Genomic DNA, 20,731 nt, shown 5'->3' with positions numbered 1-20,731 from the left:
TTTTGGAGAGCTAAATGGTTAAACGCCCCGAACGATTACCACATATTCAACTTAAGTTGATAACAGAAGGAAGTGCTAAACCTTTTACATCGGTAGGCAGAAAACAAAATCCCCAAACGGCTGCAAATCTAGGTAATCGCCAGGGACATGGAAAACGGTTGAAGAGTTCTCTAGACTCTTTAATCATTGATTGGCAGTACACCCAAGAACAACGAGAGAGAGAAAAAAAACCTTCGCTTTCCGAAAAATCGAAGCCAATTATATTACAGATTGACCCTACAGCTTTTGATTCGGATGATTTAAGAAAGTATAGTATTGAAGTGATTGCCGAATTAGAAAATGGGTATATTATTGGTGCTTCAGCTAATGACCCAGAGTTTAGCGAGTTACAAAAAAAGATAGAACTATTTATTCAGGAACAAAAAGGTGGCAACAAAATCTCAGAAATTTGGGATATTATTGACGGTAGCCGACGACCTGAGTATATCCTCTCACCAGAATTGCTAAATGAATGGGAGCAAATTATAGATGAACAGATATATACTATTGATTTAGGCATTTCCTGCATTGGTACTAAGTCACGGTTTCCTGATTTTCCAGAGCAGAAGCCTGATGAAAATAATGAAAAATACTCTAACAGAGTTAATAAATGGATAAATAAACGTGATGCCACATATGATGAATGGGACGATTTAGCTTTTGAGAGGCAGCAAGAATTAACAACTTTTGTTGAAGTATATAATGGAAGAATTACAAGTTCTTTTGTAGAGGCAGAGATTCCGAATGGAGCTAAACTACCCGACAGCTTTTCATGTAGAATTCAAATTTCTGGTAAAGGCTTAAAAGATTTAGTTTTTAACTTTCCCTATATATTTGACGTTAGTGAACCCGATGAGTTTGCTGAAATAATTATAGAAAAAACTTCATCTGATGAGAATATTCCGACATTTAGTCTAGAAGAGCCAGATTATAATGCTCCTAAAGTATGTGTTATAGATAGTGGTATTCAAGAACGGCATTCTCTTTTAAAAGCAGCTGTTGACTCAACAAATTCAAGGTCTTGGATACCGGGAGAAACCAATGTAACAGCTGATTACGTTAGTAATGGGGGACATGGTACTAGAGTCGCTGGCGCCATAATTTACCCTAACAGTATACCTCGAACTGGCAGTGAAAAAGCTATTTGCTGGATTCAGAACGCAAGAATTCTTGATGCTAACTGCAAACTTCCTCAACAGCTATTCCCCCCCAATTTGCTTGGCGAAATTGTAGAAGTTTATCACAAACAAACAGGAACAAGAATTTTTAACCATTCTGTAACTGGTGCAGTTCCTTGCCAAACTCAATACATGAGTGCTTGGGCATCGACTATTGATAATCTTACATGGGAACAAGACATTCTTTTTATTGTAGCAGCAGGTAATTTACCATTAAGTGGGAAAATAGGCTCTACCAGATTATCGATTAAAGATCATTTTGCAGCAAATCGGCAATATCCAGATTATCTTCTAGAAAAATCTTGTAGAATCGCTAACCCAGCACAAAGTTTTCAAGCATTAACCGTTGGCTCAGTTTCCTCAATTTCTTACAAAGTATCACCGTATTCTTCCATATCGCAGAAAGATCAACCCTCAGCTTTTTCATGTTCAGGCTTAGGAATTTGGTCTACGATTAAGCCTGAAGTTGTTGAGTATGGTGGCGATTTTGTCAAAAATCAAGGTACACCACCGGACATTACTTGCCCTAAAGAAGTTTGCCCCGAATTAGTACGCTCAACTTTGAAGGGTGGTCCAGCGATTGCTTCTGATAATGTTGGAACATCCTTTGCTACACCAAAGGTTAGCCATATTGCTGCGTGTCTTGCTGCTGAGTTAAGGGATGAAAGTTGTCTTTTATATCGTGCATTAATAGTACAATCAGCCCAATGGCCAGAATGGGCTATGTCTTCTAATGTAAACAAACTGCAAGTTCTGCGCCAAATAGGTTATGGCATTCCCAACGTAAACCGTGCTTTAGGTAACTTTCCTAATCGCGTTACATTAATTACAAGAGGAGAACGGCGCCTTAAAGCTAGGCAAGCTCATGTTTACCAAGTTAAATTGCCAGAAGAATTACGTTCTCCAGGTGAGGAACTTGAGATTTTAATAGAAGTTACTTTATCTTACAAAGCACAACCACGCCGAACACGGAGAAATCGCAGAAAGTACCTTTCAACTTGGCTCGATTGGGATTGTAGCGGTAAGGGAGAAGACCCAGAACGTTTTCTAGCAAGGATTTTGAAGGAGTATGATGCACCTGATGACGCAGATAAGGGAGATGGTATTTTTAAATGGATGCTTGGTAAACAAAATAATCATGGAATAGTTAGGGATGTGTCTAGAAGCGCTGGAACTATTCAAAAAGATTGGACTTATGTAAAGTCATTTGAACTGACAGAAGCGTTTTGTATTGCAGTGGTAGGACATGAAGGTTGGAATAATGATCCTGATGCAACAGTTCCATATTCTTTGGCTATTAGCTTTGAAAGTACCCAAGCAAATATTCCTATTTACACCTCTTTTGTCGAAGCTCAAGTGAAACTAGAAATTCCAACACGGGTAGAAATATAGATTGGTTTGATTAATGCTTTCTGCTTGACACTGGAACATGGTGGAGAAACTAAGCGCAGAACGGGAGATGGGTGGAGTAAATGTACTATTTGGAAAGGGATAAAGGAATTGGAGAGCGTTCAAGCAACCTTCAACAAGGATGTTAGATAGAAAAATTTTATATAACGCTAAAGGCATAGACTGAAAAATTCTATATAATCATTCGGTGAAGAGCGATTATACGGAAAGTTTTTGTATAATATTTTGAGTATAGGTATCGTAAAGCAAAGATTTCTTAATCCTATAGTACATCTTATTGCTCAGTTGGCGCAAGCTTAAACTTTGGATAAGCCAGCACTCAAATTAACTCAGTATAGAAAATTTATTTGATGAATGGATGTAACGGAAATTGTGATTTTATTAAGTAAACAGTCCTAAATACGGCGCCAGAGCTAAAGTTTTGGTACTATCGGTAAGGAGAACTCTATCACAGAGGTTAAATAGTTCTAGCTCGGTTTTTGCTTGTCGCATCAACCGCAAGAAATTCCCTTCAGCGTCAACCAATAGGGCTATATAATTGAGGAACATTTTGAGGTAGCCTAGACGCGATTGTACTGGAAAGTTATCTTTATTAGGGGTTTGCCATAAACGTTCGATATAGTTGCGTACCTCTACTAAAGGAACGGGTGTTATTGGCTCTGACCGTAAAGCTTGCCGAATTTGATTAAAAATCCAAGGATTTCCTATTGCCCAGCGTCCTACCATTACACCATAAGCGCGCGTTTCAGAGAGTACTTCGAGGGCAGTTGTGGCAGAGTGAATATTACCATTAGCAAGCACTGGACAATCAACCCGTTTAACCGCAGCGGCAATCAAATCATATTTTACTGCCCCGTGGTACATGTCTTTTACTGTGCGACCGTGCAAAGAAAGCAAATCAATGTTGTGGCGATTGATTATATCTAATATTTCATAAAAGGTATCTGTATTTTCAAAACCTACACGCATTTTGACTGTCAAAGGTTTATCGGTGACAGCTTGCCGCAGTTCTCCCAAAATCTTATCTACTTTTTCTGGTTCGCGCAGTAATCCACCTCCAACATTTTTGCGATATATTCTAGGCGCCGGACATCCCATATTTAAATCAACTCCAGCTATATTATAGGTGCATAGTTCCTTTGCTGTTCTTACTAAATCTGGAATGCTTTCGCCAATCATTTGAGCAAAAACGGGGCGACCCGTATCGTTTTCGGTAATTGATGCCAAAATGGTACGATTCAGGCGTGAGGTATCATTAACACGGAAATATTCTGTGAAAAAGTAGTCAGGACTGCCGTATTGGGCAATGACCTTCATAAACCAGAGGTTTGTTACATCCTGCATGGGGGCAAGAGCGGTGAGGGGTAGGTTGTTCTGGAGTGTTTGGGGGAGCAGTACCTGGGACATACAAATCAACATCGACAAAGCACTACTTTATCAAAAAAAATCAACAGAAAACAGTTTGCTGGCGCCTGTAATATTATGCCCAGTTAGGTAACAAATATTTATGATGCGTAAATTTTCAAAAATCAAACCGGATTTGTAGATGATAGCCTTTTGAGGAAAAGTATATGCCTTTAACCCAGTTTCTACGAGGTTTGGCGCCATAGTGTTTGAGTATTGTTTCTGATAATGAAGGTGCAATTATCCATAGCTTTGAAGATTCTTCATCTGAGTAAGCTTTATCATTACGCTTTAATTCACGTATATGTTCTGCTCGTACAGCAAATAATATCATGTCCGGCTAATTACCCATAATTCCCGACAATGTAGAGACGCGTTCACGGAGTGTACCGCAGGTAAATTTCGCGTCTCTACAAGGATTTTATTATGGTTACGTTCCCGGACATGATATAACTTATTTGTGCAGCTTTCGATATCGCCTTCAATAGTTGGTTGGTTTCGGTAGGGTTCTAGTAGACACGGTGTTGCTGCAATGCGACGCAGTAAACCGACAGATTTAGGTATCTGTGCTGCCTTAACCGTTGGTGAAAAATATATGTCGATCAGAGTTGGTTCACCTGGAACTTCCTCACTAATTTTGATTTCGCCATATCTCCTAAGAAACACATCCCCGGAGCGCCAAACTTCGGGGCTTCGTTCGTATAGCCAACCCTTTAGGGTATATGGGCATCGGGCATCGTGTATCGTGTATCGGGCATCGGGTATCGGCGCCCTTTGAGCAACTTTATAATTAAGAACATAACGTTATAAGATGCAGGTAAGCCCCATGAGTCAGGATAAGAACCAAAACGTCCAGCAGTTTCCTCCGTTTAGTGATAAGAATGAAGAGGTGCCAGATATCGGGGGTGGTTTACCTGTTATTGAATACTGGGCAGAGCATACAATTTCACCTGAAGGACCAAAACTTTGGAAAACTTTACTTCATCATAGTGCTTGTCTTTCTTGCTCTTGGGGAACGGGAGGACAAAAAGGTGGTTTTACCAACGAAGATGGAGAAAAGCTTCAGCGCTGTATGAAAAGTGTTGAGGCTATTTCGTCGGAAATTAAACCCGGTATAAAGCCACAATTTTTTGAAACTAGCAGCATTACGGAGCTACAAAAACTCACTTCAATGGAAGCTGATAGACTGGGAAGGTTGAGTTTTCCTATGATTTTACGCGCGGGTAAATCGCACTATGAGCGCATTTCTTGGTCGGAAATTTATCAAATAGCTGAAGCTGGTTTTCGTAAAACGCCAGAAAGAGTAGCTTCTTATAGTTCGGGTCGGTCTTCTAACGAAGCGGCTTTTTTACTGCAATTAATGATGCGGTCGCTTGGTTCTAATAATTTAGCTGATTGTTCAGATTTGTGTCACGCTCCTTCGACTTATGCTCTTCAGCAGATGTTTGGCACAAAAACATCTATCGTAAGTTTGGAAAGTTTAAAGGAAGCTGACTGTGTTGTGTTAGCTGGGGCAAATTCTGCTTACAACCATCCACGCTTTATGAACGAGTTAATCAAATTGCGAGAGCGTGGTGGAAAGATTATTGTAATCAATCCTATCATGGAAATAGGGTTGGTGAAATTTGGTTCTCCTGCTTTCCCTATTAAATCTCTAATACCTGGTTCTGATATTGCTTCGCTGTATCTCCAACTAATTCCTGGTAGTGATTCTGTATTATTCACTGGAATTCAAAAAGCACTCATTGAACAAGGAAATATCAAAACAGAGTTTCTTCAAGCTTACACAGAGGGATGGGAGGCAGTAGTTGAGAATGCTGGCTCTATTTCTTGGGAAACTATTACAGAAACATGTGGAGTCTCACGAGCAGAAATTGAGGCAGCCGCAGCTATAATTAGTAATGCCAAAGGTGTTGTGTTTGGTTGGGCAATGGGTATCACCCAACATGAAAATGGTGTAGATAACGTTTATAGTATCGGCAACACTGCATTAATTACTGGAAATATTGGAAGAGAAGGAGCGGGTGTGATGCCCGTGCGTGGACACTCAAACGTCCAAGGTTTCGGCTCAATGGGTGTAACAACCCACAAAATCAAAAAAGGTCTTCAAGATGCTTTAGAAAAACTTTTAGGACGTTCGCTAAGTGGCGTTAAAGGGTATGATACTCGTTCGCTAATTGAAGCTGCTGATGACCACAAGGTAGATACACTCATCTGTTTGGGTGGAAATTTGTATGGCGCCAATCCAGATTCAACTCAGGCAAAACGCGCGTTAGGTAATATTGAGACTATAATATACCTGGCTACAAAACCTAACCTAGGACATTTTCACGGGTTAGCGAAACAAAATACAATTGTTATTCCCGTACTAAACAGGTTTGAGAATCCTTATAAAACAACTGTTGAATCAGGCAATAACTTTGTACGTTTGAATGATGAAGGCGAAACTCATCTTAAAGACGCTGATTTAATTCCCGAAATAGAATTTTTGACAGAGTTAGCTCATAGAATTCACGGTGAATATCCAGTTGACTGGCGCCAGCTACGAGATACAAAATTCATTCGTAAACTCATCGCGCAAACCGTTCCCGGATTTGAGAAAATGGCAACGATTGACGAAACCAAAGAAGAGTTTACTATTGGTGGACGCATAATTACTACACCTCACTTTCCAACTGAAAACGGTAAAGCGTCTATGTTTGTCACACCAATACCACAATTAACACTTCCTGACCGAAAAGATTTTGGTGCCTCAGAACAAACCCAAGGAATTGTAGTAGCGTTAATAACAGCGCGTAGCTATGCTCAACATAATACAGTAGTTTATCAAATAGAAGACAAGTATCGAGGAATGCCACATCGTAACTGTATCTTAATGAATCGAAGCGATTTAGAAAAGGCTGGATTAAAAGAACATCAGAAAGTAACTGTTGAGGGAAACGCAGGTAAATTAGAAAATGTGGAAATTATTCATGGAGCAGTACGTCCGGGAGCTGCGCTGATGTTTTACCCAGAAGTTAACGTGATTTTTAACGCGCGGGTTGAAAAAAGAGCAGGAACTCCAGCATATAAAAGAGTTCCTGTATTTGTGTATGCAAATTAAATCGAGGTTTGAATTGAAAATCAGGATTTTGGATATCTACATATATATTATAGAGAAATCGCGCACGAATTTTTCGAGCGATTCCGCCAGTTTGCAACTGGCGCCTTTTTTAGGTTAAGAATTCTCAACCTTCCAGAGCCTGCATAACAATATGTGGAACTTTCTCAATAACACGGAGATACGACCGCGTTGCCGTATCAGGATATTTAGCCCCTTGTTCCCAATCCCGTAATGTGCCTAAAGGAACATGAAACTTCATTGCGAACTGCTCCTGTGTCATATGAAGCTTCTGCCGAATTTCCTTAAGGTCAGGAATACGCCTGAATTTTTTAAGCTCTTCGTCCGTCAGAGGGGGATTGTCAAGGTCTGCCACGGCAGACGCTTCAATTTCTTCCTCGGTCATTGCACGCAATTGTTCCCAATCGGTTTTATCACTCAATTGGCGTTTTGAGCCATCAGGCATAACCTGAACAACACGACCATCGTCCAGGCGCTCAACGGTGATAGTATCTTTCTCGCTCATTTTTTGTTGCCCTCCTTGCTGAAATAATTCGCCGTCTCTGCTCTCTGTCCGTGTGGATAACCACAATGATTAATTCGCCTTCAATCAGCCCTATTGTTTTCGTCCGTACCTCGCCATACTCTGGCTTTGTGCTGTCTTCATCAATGCGGTTCGGGTCATCAAAAACCGCCGTTGCCGCGACAAAGCTGATTCGGTGTTTGATGAGGTTGGCCTCTGCTTTTGCTTCGTCCCATTCAAATTGCATTTGCCTCCCTCCTTAAACCAAGGGTACTGCAAAGCAGTAGTTTTGTCAAAATAAGGTCTTGGATATCTATGATTTGTCACAATACCCCAATCGTGAAAGAATAAAACTAGTGGTTTGTGTCATTAAATTTTGTAGGTTAGGCGTCTCGCCTGACCGCACGCACAGGCGGGACGCCTAACCTACAACGCCCCAAAACTATTGACACAAACCACTAGTAGTTCATGTCATTAATTTTGGTGTGATATATTTTTTACCACAGAGACACAGAGTTACAGAGACAAGAGTTAAGAGAGTTCAAGTCAGGCGCCTACACCCCAGAATTAATGACACAGACCACTAGTGGTTCATGTCATAAGTTCTGGTCGGCTCACGGCGTCTCGCCTGACCTCACGCACAGGCGGGACGCCTATGCTACAACGCCCCAAAACTATTGACACAAACTACTAGGCAATGTCAAAAGGAGTAGTAAAATAATTAATCAATTTATAGGAGCAGTAAAAAACGAAGCAATGTTCATAGGGTTTTCAGCCCTTGCATTTTGTGGCGCCATCAAAAAACTTGGGTACACGAATTATTTGCACCTGTAGTTACAGGAAAGCTTGATTTCAATTATACACCTGTACTCATCGATGGTGATAAAGCTGTATATCATATACTTTTTGACAAAGAAGCCGGAACTATTAGCGGTCTTATCGACTTTGGTACAGCAGGTTTAGGAGACTCCGCTTGTGATATTGCCGTACAACTAGGAAATTATGGTGAGAGCATTGTAAGGCGAATGGAAAGTAATTACCCAATGTTAAGAAATGTAATCGACCGCGCGCGCTTTTGGGCAGGAACCCTTAAACTTCAATGGGCAGTAGCTGGATTAAAGTACAAAAATACTTCACTATCTTTAGCACATATTGGTTTAGCTAGAGAATGTTGATCACCCATAATGTAGAGACGTTACATGTGACGTCTCTACAAGGATTTTATTGCGGTTACGAAATTAGATATGATATCAGTTAAGATTTAATTCTTTGAAGGTATTATATTCTTCTAGACTGTAAATATTTTGTGCTACCCAATTATAAATAGCGCGCACAGCTGATGTTTTACCCTGAAGTTAATGTCATTTTTAACGCGCGGGTTGAAGAAAGAGCAGGAACTCCAGCATATAAAAGAGTTCCTGTATTTGTGTATGCAAATTAAATTAATCAGTCTAAGTCTTAAAACTTGCCAGGGTTGTCATCAAGTGCTAGTAAGAAATTAATCAGGTCTGTTTGCTGTTGCGTGCTAAACCCAGTTTGATTGTCTACATAGAACTCATGACCTGTACCATCCAGGTTAGCGCGCTCTGGACTCAAAGCTGGGTTCAATTTGTTAGCTGCCACAACTTGACTACGAAGTTGCTGATCCAATAACGCGCGTAAACTGCTAGCAGGATCAGCTGGCAAACCTTGGCTTAGAGTACCACTTAATCCTAAACCACTAGGGTCAGCAACCTGAAATCTGCCATTCCCAAAAACCTTCAGGCTTCCTTCTCGCACTGCTACACCACCATCATGTAAATAAGGCGCGCTGAAATACAAGCCTCTAAGGGTCGTTGTTTTATAACCACCATTCGGTAATATACCCTTAGGTAATGTTGTAGAACTAACAGAGATATCCTCCGTTGGCACGTCCAGTACTTGGGCGTTAGCAGACACAGGAACGGTAGTGTCAAAAGTGTATAACTTGGGTTCTACTAACAAGTTACTCAGTCCTAAACGAGATTTCGCGCGGGCTGAATTAGTACCAATTTCTTCAATGGGATGAATTGTGTTGTCGGTAAAGAAGGGAGGGATATGGCAAGTTGCACAATTGGCTTTCTCAAATACTTTTGCTCCTCGCTGCACTGAACCACTTTTTAAGGCTTTGAAGTTTTCTTGTGTACGGTTTGGTGGTGGTACTAAGCTATTTTGGAAAGCAGACATGGCATTATTCGCAAAAAAGAATTTGCCACTGGCTATGTCATTTGGATTGTCACTATTGGGACTAAAAAATAACCCGTTGTATGTAACCAAACTAGGTCTCAAATTCGGGTAATTACTGGCGCCGGGAGCAGAAACTTGATCTTCCAATTCAGCAAAGGGAATACCTAATTCTTGCTGCTTCTGTCGCAGCCATACTGAAGGTTTTACTCCATCCGGTAAACGTAATCTTGGATCGGCAGCATTCTGAAGAAATGTACCAATATATACTTCTGGATCAATCTTCTGGGCTTCTTGACTTAATTGAGTAGCTACTAACAGATTAATTTCCGAGGAGTGAACTGCATTGTTGAATACACTGAGTCCAGCAAATGGCCCAACAGCAAATTGTCCATCAGATGAATAAGGATGATTCTTAAACGTGAAACCACTGGGAATTTGGGTGGTATTGTTAATGCTATCCGTTGAACTCTCGAAATTACCGAAAGGTACATCCAAAACGGCATCATCAAAGGCTTTTTCAAACTTTTCAGGGTCAGGCAATTTTACAGATTGACCTTTGCTGTCAATAATAGTCTTACCATTACCTTGGTATTGTGGGTCTAGGGGGTTAAAGTTCAACCGTGCAAACCCGGCAGATGTATTTGGCGACAACGCGGTTAACAAGGAAATGACAAGTTCACCATTTGGAACTCCTGCCAATCGTTTACCTTCATTGGAAATACTCGCATGACAAGCTGCACAGCTAATGCCTATTGTGCGAGTTTTCTCATCAGTTATAAATCCTAGAGGAAAAGTTCCTCCCTTTTCTACTTTTAGACCCGTATTTAAGCGAGTTCCGGCAGGAAAAGTTCGACTACCTAAGACGATATCCTTCTGAAGGGTAATTTGTAAGTTTTTTGTAGCTTGACCACCTAACTGTGCAATTGCTGTTGTGATTTCTGGCAAGATGGTGGCAAAACCTTGGGAAAAACCAAATACCGCTTGCAGACCAAAGTTATCACCTATCTTTCGATTGAAGTATATATCTTCTCCTTTGTCGATTAATTCCTGAGTAATTTGAACTGCTCCTACCTTTTGATCGTCCACTAGATCATTAACCAGTTTACCAAAATAGTCATAAGAGCCTAATGGTTGAGTTGGGGCAGGTTGTAAAAGTTTAAATTCATTCCTAGGGAACGTTGCTACTACTAGCTGATTTTCCATTAAACTATTTGATACTAAGATACCAGCGAAAGTCATGATAAACACGCAAATTAACAAGGATATCTTGGCTTTTTTCGCTAATAATCCCCTAAATAAACTATTTTTCGCGTTGTTCTTCTGGGGTTCCATATTAAGATGTTTTGAAATAGTTTTGCCTTTTTATACCACAATCAACAGTGATTATACGTTAAAGACATAAAAATTTATTTAATTTATTTATTTTAGAGACGCGATTAATCGCGTCTCTACGTAGATATAATTTTTACACAGAGAACCACGAGAGTTGAGAGTTAATATTACGACTGATCTAAAACCATAACGTTACGAACATCTGTGATTGGTTTCTGAATTAATTCTTTGAAGGCATTATATTCCTCTGGACTGTAAATACTTTGTTTTATCACTAAATTGCGTTTGACGACAATAAAACTATTTTCCATTTCATACCTACTTGTGTATTTACCCGCAGAATTTGAGAATGTTATATTTTCGGGTAAATGGCTAACTTTATAATTGGTAGGAAGAATGATTTTATATTCCCAACTCACATTTGAGGCGCCTATTACTAACGGGTATAATCGTTTTCCTGGTGTAATGTAATTGCGAAGAGATTGGGGATTGTAAAAACTAATACCATTAGGTGTAGTGAAATATATCTGCTTGCCAACATTAACAGCCAAAGGACTATTCCATTTAGCTTTTATTTGTACAGGTTGATCTAGATTACTCAAATCACTTTTTTCAATTACCCCTGTTCCACCTTCGGGTGTCGAAGATAACATTTGATTTGCAATTTGCTCTGGTGTATCGGCGTTAAAATAACTCCGCATACTGCCACTTATATTGCCATAGGATTTCATTTCAGCTTCACCATCAATGCTACCATCAGAAGAAATTTTAATTGTATTAGTTGCCATATACCGATTTTGATCAGCTGTACTTTTTGGAGTATATGCAATTTGACCCTTGTCACTGGCAATCACAACAAATTTACCACTGAGTGAAGTATCTAGTTCACCGAACGAAGCATCATGAGCGGTTGGATTGGCAAATATTTGATATGCTGGCAGATATATCATTGCATGGTTAAACTGTGGTGGCGCCGGTAATGGTAATTTTTCATAAGCATCTCCCCAGTCAACTAGTACTGCGTAAGCATCGATACCTTTAGCTTTTAATAAAGCTTGCATTAAAACTACATGGTCTTTGCAGTCACCATATCCATTTTGCAGCACATCGCTAGAAGAATTTGGAATATACCCAGCAGCTTCGTTAAGATATATTTTTTCGTACTGAATATTTTCTGCTACCCAATTATAAATAGTGCGCGCAGCTTCGATGCCTTGTTTTTTGCCTGTAATTTTATTCGCCAACGCAGTAATATCAGGTGTGACTAAGATTTTACCGCTTGCTTGTTTTGAATAGATGGCGCCAATTTTCTCCCAGTTATCTAAGCTGCTAAATATAAACAACGGGTTGACATCAACAGAACTTACCATATCTTGTTCCCGCTGGCGCCGATGTTGATTTTTGATGGTAGCGGTAATTATTCTACGACTACCTTTAATTTCATCAGTAACATTATATCCTCCACGCTGCTGCCACCGTAGTTTTAAATTTACTGGTAGCGAAATTCGCACCGTGTTGTTTAGCGTTGGTGCGTCAAATAATGGTGTGTCATAGTCATAAAAACTAATTACAGGAGGTTTTTTCTGCGTCATCTTCCATTTAACAAAGATTTTACTACCTATTGTTAATTTTGGAAATACAACTGACATTGTTACGCTCTTGTTAGAATCTGTCTTATTTTGTAACTGTCCAGATGTGTCGGTTAAGACATTTTCGTTATAAACTTTTATTTTTGTACCGTCTGGTTGAATTACATATGCCTCTAGTAAGGAAAGCGACTGCGAATCTGGGTAATAATTGTAAGAAGCCCTTTGGTTGCTCTCTATCCCTGAACGAGTTAATAACGTCGTTTGTGAGGAGATAGTTTGTGTATACGTATAGTCAGCGTTGACTTCGTAGCTGTTTTCATAGTTGTCGAGACGGTAGTTGTCTACAACCGATGTCATGAGGCTAGTATTTGTAGACTGCCGTTGATTTTGATTTACGTTATTGATGGTATGCTTTTCTTTAGATGCACTAGCATGAACTTGTACTATGTTAGGTATCACACAATATAGAGTTAAAGTAGATGCGAGTAAATTTTTAAGTGTCTGCATGGTAATTTTTTTACACTAAATAACACTATTTCTTTGATTAGAATTAAATCGACTCAGTAGTCATGGTATTATAACTTACGCAAAAAACGATAAGTAAAGCTTTCTTGACATGAATCGATCTATCCAACCCCTTTAAAAAGGTAAATAAAAAAATCGAACATGACCATAACTGGGATAAAAATTATATTAGTAGAACCTGCAGGAGCATTAAATGTTGGTTCAACCGCGCGTGTGATGAAAAATTTTGGTTTGACTCAACTCGTTTTAGTCAACCCGCAGTGTGACCCTAATGGAAGAGAGGCAAAACTAATGGCGGTTCGAGCTTCAGATATATTAGAATCAGCAATCATTGTAAACTCTTTACCCGAAGCTTTAATTGGATGCAAGCGCGCGATAGCGACGACAGGTGTTGAGCATGACTGGAACCCACCTCTAGAAACACCGCGCACATGCTTACCTTGGTTACTCGAAGAGTCAGCACAACCTAGCGCTTTGATTTTTGGTCGTGAAGACCGAGGGTTAAGTAACCAAGAACTAAATTATGCCCAGCGATTTATTTTTATTCCTTCGACTGAAGAATATTCATCACTAAATTTAGCGATGGCTGTTGGTGTTTGCTGCTACGAACTATCACAACAAGCTTCATTATCTTTACCCCTAACAGATGTAACAGAAAATATACCTTATTCAAATCAACTGGCGCCTTTGGAGCTTGTCGAATCGTATTATCAACAGTTAGAATTACTACTGCTTCGTATTGGTTATCTTTTTCCTCATACTGCTAATAGCCGTATGGAGAAATTCCGGCAACTGTACAATCGGGCGCAATTGCAAAATAGTGAATTAGCTATGTTGAGAGGAATTTTACGTCAGGTACAATGGGCACTTGACAACAAAGGTCATAGTAATAATTCGTAAATTATACCTATGGTTTGCAACACCTCTCACCCCAAATTAAATAATATGGCTTAGACTAAACAGACAGAGTATTGAGTGCTGAGTGCTGAGTACTGAGTGCTGAGTACTGAGTGCTGAGTATTGAGTGCTGAGTGCTGAGTACTGAGTGCTGAGTGCTGAGTATTGAGTGCTGAGTGCTGAGTGCTGAGTGCTGAGTGCTGAGTAGGTGGGTAAAAGTGTAAACTTCTTTACATGTTTTTTGGTTTGGGGTCGGTAATTTAAATAGTGAGCGTGGTTATAAGGAGTAACGGTGTCAGATTCGAGTTTTAGATTAACACCTTCGTCACGGCGCCAAAACGTTGGTCGTCGTGTGTCGCGTCCAGTTCAACCGGGACAGAATCAACCCAAAGTCGCGAAAAAACCTCAACCAGGACGTGCGAAAGTTAAGCCTGCTGTTAAACCTGTTAAGCCGACTGCTAAATCGACCGTACCCACTACAGCAGTATCTGTATCACGTAAAAGTATAGTTAAAAGCACTGTTAAACCAGTCAAAGTATCTGGTATTAACACTCAAATACCTCCCTATAATCCTAAAACCGCCAAGGTAAAATCTGTACGAGTTCGCAAACAACCTATCCCTCGAAAGACAGTTGTTGCCCGTCGGACGCGCTTAAAACCGATGGCACGAAATATCTTATATGGACTCAGGCTACTAATTGTTGGAGTTGGTATTGGCGCCATTGTCGGTACTGTACTCTCAGTTTTAGACCCGGCAACACGGTTAAACAGTACTTCAACACCAACACCGACAACACAACCAACCGCACAACAAACTCAAACACCTACTACTTCTGATACCTTACAGTTATCACAAGAAATATCTAATTTAAAATCTTCAATCCAAAATATCGCTGCTCTTAACCCAAATTTAACTCCAGGTGTGTTCCTCGTTGACCTAGATAACGGAAGTTATGTTGATTTTAATGGCGGCGCCATGTTCGCCAGTGCTAGTACAATCAAAATTCCGATTCTCATTGCCTTTTTTCAAGATGTTGATGCAGGTAAAATTAGCATTGAGGAAACTCTAACAACGAGTAAGTCTACTATTGTTGGTGGTTCCGGAGACATGCAAAATAGACCAGTAGGCACCAAATACGCCATACTTGAAGTTGCTGAGAAGATGATTACTATTAGCGACAATACAGCAACTAACATGCTGATTGAGCGTATGGGAGGAGCAGAAAAATTGAATCAGCGCTTCCGTGATTGGGGACTTAGCACAACTTCGCTTCGTAATATATTACCAGACATTCAAGGAACAAATACAACTTCGCCGAAAGAATTGGGAAGTTTAATCGCGATGATTACAAAAGGTAATATAGTTAGTCCTCAATCGCGTACACGTATTCTTGATATTATGCGGCGTACCGTCAAAGATACTTTACTGCCTTCTGGTTTAGGACAAGGAGCAACGATTGCTCATAAAACTGGTGAAATCGGCGCCCTTTTAGCAGATGCTGGTTTAGTAGAGTTGCCCTCTGGAAAGCGGTATATTGCTGCTGTGATGGTACAACGTCCCCGCAATGATGCTAGCGCTGAAAAGTTGATCACTAATATTTCGCGCGCTACATATCAGCAGTTTGCCCAAGTTGGTTCGGCGCCTGTTAATAGTGTAAATCCTCCTGTAAATCCTCCTGTAAATCCGTCATTTGGAAACACAGTTCCCGTTAATCCAATTCAAGCTCCTGTGATTACTCAACCGCTTCCAAACACACTTCCAAACACATATCCAAACACAAATTATAATCCAATTCCTTCAACTGGTTATCAACCACCACTGATGAACCCAATGCCTAACTCGACATATGTAACACCACCTATGCCTAATATGGGGAGTAGTGTTCCTTCAACTTCTTATCAGGCGCCTGGAGTGAACCAACAGTATTATTATCCTTATCAGCGATAATTTTATTAACTGGTCAATCACCGTTACATATCAATTAACTATTTATGTAATTTTTATGAATCTTATGTAGTATTTGTAACTTTATAAATAAAATGTTAAGAAAAAACTAAACAGTTACACCTGACTTTAGAATTAGTCATAAGTTAGAGAAACCGCCTGCTCTAGCCGAGTCAGGCAGTAGAGTTTGATGTATTCCAATTTAAGAATATCAAATAATCACATAGTTTAAAAATTTAAATAATCTAAATTTTTGCGAATTATACTTAATTATCCTATGGGTAATCTGAAATACTTAGTTAGTTTTTATACTTGCTTATTTGCTTGGTGCAACGCTCCGACTTTCAACGTGAACTATAGTACTATGTTTGGCGGGTTCTGAAACCCCCACTCTTGCGTTACCGTCAAATTTAGTTTTTTAGTTAACTGAAGGAGCAAACGTAGCTAAATATTCATGTTTTGAAGTTTATATTGATGAAATTGGCAACGGATGATGAACAGATGTAACGGATAGGTGGTTTTAAATTACTAGTAGTCTGTGTCAATAGTTTTGGAGTGTTGAAAAAACGAACCGCAAAGTACGCAAAGGTCGCAAAGAAAGAATTAAGAAGAAAGAAATCTTCAAAACTTATGAGATGAACTAATAGTGGTTCGTGTTAATTGTTACTAAACTTTGTTTGATAGCAATAACTCATCCGTTACATCCGTTGTATCCTTTGCAAAGTAACCCATCATATTTAATTCCCACTCACGTCCCATAATAGACAAAACAAATCGTAAAGAAAAAGTTATATTGGCAATAGTAAACACTAGAAACTTAATTACGAAACAATAATAAAAATTACATATAGTAAACTTCAGTGACTATTGATTCCTAAACTTGACGATAATAATCTTTTAACAAAATCTGTGTGAGGTCATTTTTTGACAAAAACGTGCGTCAACCATAGTATCTGTACAATATCACAAATAAATTCTGTCAAAGCAAGAGCGTTGAAGTAATACAGAGGTTTAATTCAATGCGGATTTTAATAGTAGAAGATGACGAGTGTATAGCTAAAACACTGTTGAGTGTCCTTGGCAACCAACACTACACAGTTGATGTGGCTAGCGATGGTTTACTAGGTTGGGAGTTAATCGAAACTTGCAAGTATGATTTGATACTACTTGATGTCATGCTACCCAAGCTGGATGGAATCAAAATTTGTCAGAGGTTGCGCTCTAAAAACTACCAAACACCTATTTTACTACTGACGGCAAAAAACTCAAATACAGATAAAGTAGAGGGACTTGAAGCAGGAGCTGATGATTATGTGGTTAAACCATTTGAATTTTCTGAACTACTAGCACGTATTCGTGTTTTGCTACGGCGCCGAAATTCACCCATTCAAACGGTACTACGTTGGGAAAACTTGTGTTTATATCCAGATAGCTATGAAGTTACCTATAATGGTAATTTACTTACCTTAACCCCCAAAGAGTACCGTTTACTAGAACTGTTTCTACGTAATAAGTATCAAGTTTTTAGCCGAAGTGATATTATTGACCACCTTTGGTCTATCGAAGAGGCGCCAAAAGAAGATACAGTAACAGCGCATATTAAAGGTTTGCGACAAAAACTAGGCCTTGCAGGCGCCACAAATGATTGTATAGAAACAGTATATGGCATTGGTTATCGTTTAAAAGAAACTGGTTTCGATGACAAAAAACAATCTTTGAAGGTGCAGCAGAAAAAAAAGAGTCAAAAACAACAAATGAAGACCGCATTAACCGAATTATGGCAAAGTTTGAAATCGAAAACAAACGAACGTTTAGCCGTTTTACAACAAACAGCCACAGCATTAACTTTAGATGAATTGGCAGAAGAACAAAAACAGCAAGCACAACGAACAGCGCATAAGTTAGCAGGAATATTAGGTGTATTTGGTCTTGAAGAAGGTTCACGTCTCGCGAAACAAATAGAGCAGATGTTTCAGTTAGGAATGCAACAAGACCAAAGCACAGTAATTAACCTTTGCCACTTAGTAGAACTTCTCCAACAAGAACTCAATAAACCAGTCTTTGAAGAATTTGACAAAGCAGTTTTGAATTTTGTAGAGGAGGAAGATAGTGTTAAACCATAAACACCCACTGACTTCAGAGTCAATAAACCCTGTAGACTCACTCGAAGTATTGCTACATAAGTTAATGAACCGTGTTCGCCAATATGCAGAATTATCAGACATTTTGTCTGTAACCGTTAACGAAGTACGAGTTTTTCTACAGACTGACCGGGTTAAGGTATACAAATTTGATGCTTCGGGTAGCGGTGAAGTTGTCGCTGAGTCTGTTAATGACCGTTTACCATCACTATTAGGACAACATTTCCCAGCAGAAGATATTCCACTAGAAGCGCGCGAAATGTTTGAAAAAGTTCGTCAGCGTACAATTGTTGATGTAGCTGCACAAACTATTGGGTTAAGTCGATTTGTATACCCTGAGAGTGATAATAATGATATTTGGTTTCGGCACGTAGACCCCTGTCATGTGGAATATTTGATGTCAATGGGTGTACATTCTTCGGTAGTTGTGCCAATTTTACACCGTCAGCAGTTGTGGGGGTTATTAGTTTCTCATCACAGTGTGCCACGCGATGTTACCGAAAGAGAATTACAGGTATTGCAACTTGTAGCAGACCAACTATCGATTGCGGTGGGACAGTCAACCTTACTTCAACAAACTCGAATTTTAGCACAACAAGAAGCTACAATTAATCGTGTTGCTAAACTGTTACATTCAATGACTGAAATGCAGTTGCAACAAGCTTTAGAGTTAGCTGTGTCAGGTTTACAAGCTAGTGGTGGTAGAGTTTATATTGCGCCGCAAAAACCAAACGAAGAAGCACAAACATATAGTTGTGGGTCTGGTTGTATATTAAATGAAGATTATTGCGATTGGTTAGCTACTCAATCAACATTACCCGAACAGAGTCATGTTTGGGTAATTAATGATTTGTTTGTATCAGCGTTGCCAGAATATTTAGCGAATGATTTTAATAAAGCTGAAGTTCGTAGCTTATTAGTTGTTCGTTTGGAGTACCATACTTCAATTGTGGGTTATTTAAGTTTTTTCCGTCGCTCTATTGATACACAAACTTTATGGGCACGGCGCCGAGACCCTCTGGACGAGCGACATTTACGTCCGGTAAAATCGTTTGAAGTATGGCAAGAGTTAAATATTGCTCAAGTTAACGCTTGGACGGCGCCGGAAATTGATTTAGCAAACTCCTTGGGTAGTCACTTTGCAATGGCTATACAACAATATCAATTATATCAAAAAGTACATACAGTTAATTTTCATTTACACAAAGATATTGAACAAAGAAAGTTATTTGAAACTAAAATTTCTGCTTTAAATGCGGAGTTAGAAACACGAGTATTTGAGCGTACTGCTGAGTTACAGCAAGCTAACACCGAATTAAAACACGAAATCAAAGAACGTCAACAAGCACAAGCTTCTTTAGAGCGTTTAAGTCGGTATAACGAGTTAATTTTAAACTCAGCAGGTGAGGGAATTTATGGTTTAGATGCCAACGCAAAACTCACTTTTATCAATTCTGCTGGTGCCAGGATGTTGGGTTATCAAGTCGAAGAATTAATTAGTTTAAGTAAAAATTTTCCACATTTCGTTTTAAAACACTCGAAGTCTGATGGTACTGCCTATAAATGGTCAGAGAACCCAATACGCACGACTTTAGAATATGGCAAAGTCCAAAACATCAGTGATGATATATACTATCGTCGAGATGGGACAAAACTTCCTGTTGAGTATATTTCAACACCAATCGAAGAACAAGGTCAAATTATCGGCGCCGTAGTTATTTTCAAAGATATAACCGAACGGCAAATAATCGAGCACATGAAAGATGAGTTTGTTTCTGTAGTTAGTCACGAACTGCGAACTCCTTTAACTTCGATATGCAGCGCTTTAGGTTTACTATCACATAATTCGCTCGATAGCCAACCAGTTAAAAAACAGCGAATGTTAGAAATTGCCTTTGAAAATACAAACCGTTTGGTGCGTCTTATCAATGATATCCTTGATATCGAGCGCATCAACTCCGGCAAAGTTACAATGCATTTTCAAATTTGTAATGCTGCTGACCTAATGACTCAAGCTGTTGATGAAATGCGCGCGATGGCAGAAAAAGCCGAAATTACTCTTTGTGTGGCGCCACTTGATGCTCAACTTTGGGCAGACCCAGATAGAATAGTTCAAACGCTTACAAATTTAATTAGCAACGCAATTAAATTTTCACCTCTTGGTAGCACTGTTTGGTTAAGCGCAGAAATACAAATGACTCCTCATGTACTTTTTAAAGTAAAAGATGAAGGTTGGGGAATTCCGTCCGATAAATTAGAAACTGTCTTTGACCGCTTTCAACAGGTCGATGCTTCAAATTCTCGTAACCAAGGTGGAACAGGTTTAGGACTTGCGATATGTCGAAGTATTGTACAGCAACATGGAGGCAGCATTTGGGCAGAAAGTGTATTAGACAAAGGTAGTACATTTTACTTGATTTTACCTTTATTGGGAGGAACATAA

Annotated in this window: 14 protein-coding genes; 8 read left to right on the top strand and 6 right to left on the bottom strand. The window is 39.4% G+C overall.

The annotated features are described in order from the left end of the window. Positions 1–14 precede the first annotated feature (14 nt). Positions 15–2,609, top strand: coding sequence for a S8 family peptidase (locus tag AC2JBO_RS00280; RefSeq protein ID WP_496951609.1), 2,595 nt, complete (start codon positions 15–17; stop codon positions 2,607–2,609). 399 nt (positions 2,610–3,008) lie between these two features. Here AC2JBO_RS00280 and AC2JBO_RS00275 read toward each other — a convergent pair whose 3' ends face one another. Together AC2JBO_RS00275 and AC2JBO_RS00270 are read right to left on the bottom strand one after the other, a co-directional pair. Continuing rightward, positions 3,009–4,034, bottom strand: a complete 1,026-nt coding sequence (locus AC2JBO_RS00275) for a tRNA-dihydrouridine synthase family protein (protein WP_496951608.1) — start codon at positions 4,032–4,034, stop codon at positions 3,009–3,011. A 115-nt stretch (positions 4,035–4,149) separates the two neighbouring features. After that, positions 4,150–4,365 (bottom strand): hypothetical protein, encoded by a 216-nt coding sequence (locus tag AC2JBO_RS00270; RefSeq protein ID WP_496951607.1) that lies wholly within the window; start codon positions 4,363–4,365, stop codon positions 4,150–4,152. A 198-nt stretch (positions 4,366–4,563) separates the two neighbouring features. Between AC2JBO_RS00270 and AC2JBO_RS00265 the strand changes: the two genes are divergently transcribed. Next, entirely contained in the window at positions 4,564–4,809 is a 246-nt protein-coding gene (locus AC2JBO_RS00265; protein ID WP_496951606.1) for a hypothetical protein, read from the top strand. Positions 4,810–4,857: 48 nt separating this feature from the next. Continuing rightward, positions 4,858–7,134 carry an FdhF/YdeP family oxidoreductase gene (locus AC2JBO_RS00260; protein ID WP_496951605.1) on the top strand — a complete coding sequence of 759 codons (2,277 nt, stop codon included), beginning with the start codon at positions 4,858–4,860 and terminating at the stop codon, positions 7,132–7,134. 124 nt (positions 7,135–7,258) lie between these two features. Here AC2JBO_RS00260 and AC2JBO_RS00255 read toward each other — a convergent pair whose 3' ends face one another. Further along, positions 7,259–7,657, bottom strand: a complete 399-nt coding sequence (locus AC2JBO_RS00255) for a helix-turn-helix domain-containing protein (RefSeq protein ID WP_496951604.1) — start codon at positions 7,655–7,657, stop codon at positions 7,259–7,261. Next, positions 7,629–7,901 (bottom strand): BrnT family toxin, encoded by a 273-nt coding sequence (locus tag AC2JBO_RS00250; protein WP_496951603.1) that lies wholly within the window; start codon positions 7,899–7,901, stop codon positions 7,629–7,631. Before AC2JBO_RS00250 ends, AC2JBO_RS00255 begins: the two co-directional genes overlap by 29 nt. A gap of 538 nt (positions 7,902–8,439) precedes the next feature. Between AC2JBO_RS00250 and AC2JBO_RS00245 the strand changes: the two genes are divergently transcribed. Beyond that, positions 8,440–8,829 carry a phosphotransferase family protein gene (locus tag AC2JBO_RS00245; RefSeq protein WP_496951602.1) on the top strand — a complete coding sequence of 130 codons (390 nt, stop codon included), beginning with the start codon at positions 8,440–8,442 and terminating at the stop codon, positions 8,827–8,829. A gap of 283 nt (positions 8,830–9,112) precedes the next feature. Here the strand turns inward: AC2JBO_RS00245 and AC2JBO_RS00240 are convergent, their stop codons facing one another. Both AC2JBO_RS00240 and AC2JBO_RS00235 read right to left on the bottom strand, forming a co-directional pair. Next, positions 9,113–11,098, bottom strand: a complete 1,986-nt coding sequence (locus tag AC2JBO_RS00240; protein ID WP_496951601.1) for a hypothetical protein — start codon at positions 11,096–11,098, stop codon at positions 9,113–9,115. 260 nt (positions 11,099–11,358) lie between these two features. After that, positions 11,359–13,287: a DUF3858 domain-containing protein gene (locus AC2JBO_RS00235; RefSeq protein ID WP_496951600.1), complete on the bottom strand. Its 1,929-nt coding sequence runs from the start codon at positions 13,285–13,287 to the stop codon at positions 11,359–11,361. Between the two features lie 159 nt (positions 13,288–13,446). Here AC2JBO_RS00235 and AC2JBO_RS00230 point away from each other — a divergent pair, with 159 nt between their 5' ends. From AC2JBO_RS00230 to AC2JBO_RS00215, 4 genes are all read left to right on the top strand, one after another. Continuing rightward, complete coding sequence (locus AC2JBO_RS00230) at positions 13,447–14,205, top strand: RNA methyltransferase (protein ID WP_496951599.1); 759 nt, start codon at positions 13,447–13,449, stop codon at positions 14,203–14,205. 289 nt (positions 14,206–14,494) lie between these two features. Beyond that, positions 14,495–16,150 (top strand): serine hydrolase, encoded by a 1,656-nt coding sequence (locus tag AC2JBO_RS00225; RefSeq protein WP_496951598.1) that lies wholly within the window; start codon positions 14,495–14,497, stop codon positions 16,148–16,150. A 1,016-nt stretch (positions 16,151–17,166) separates the two neighbouring features. Continuing rightward, a complete protein-coding gene (locus AC2JBO_RS00220) occupies positions 17,167–18,270 on the top strand; it encodes a response regulator (protein WP_496951597.1) in 1,104 nt (367 codons plus the stop codon). Continuing rightward, positions 18,257–20,731, top strand: a complete 2,475-nt coding sequence (locus AC2JBO_RS00215) for an ATP-binding protein (RefSeq protein WP_496951596.1) — start codon at positions 18,257–18,259, stop codon at positions 20,729–20,731. The genes AC2JBO_RS00220 and AC2JBO_RS00215 overlap by 14 nt, the downstream gene beginning before the upstream one ends.

The organism is Calothrix sp. CBUCES-K 9914, assembly GCF_059640475.1.
This window is presented reverse-complemented; position numbering and strand designations above follow the sequence as displayed.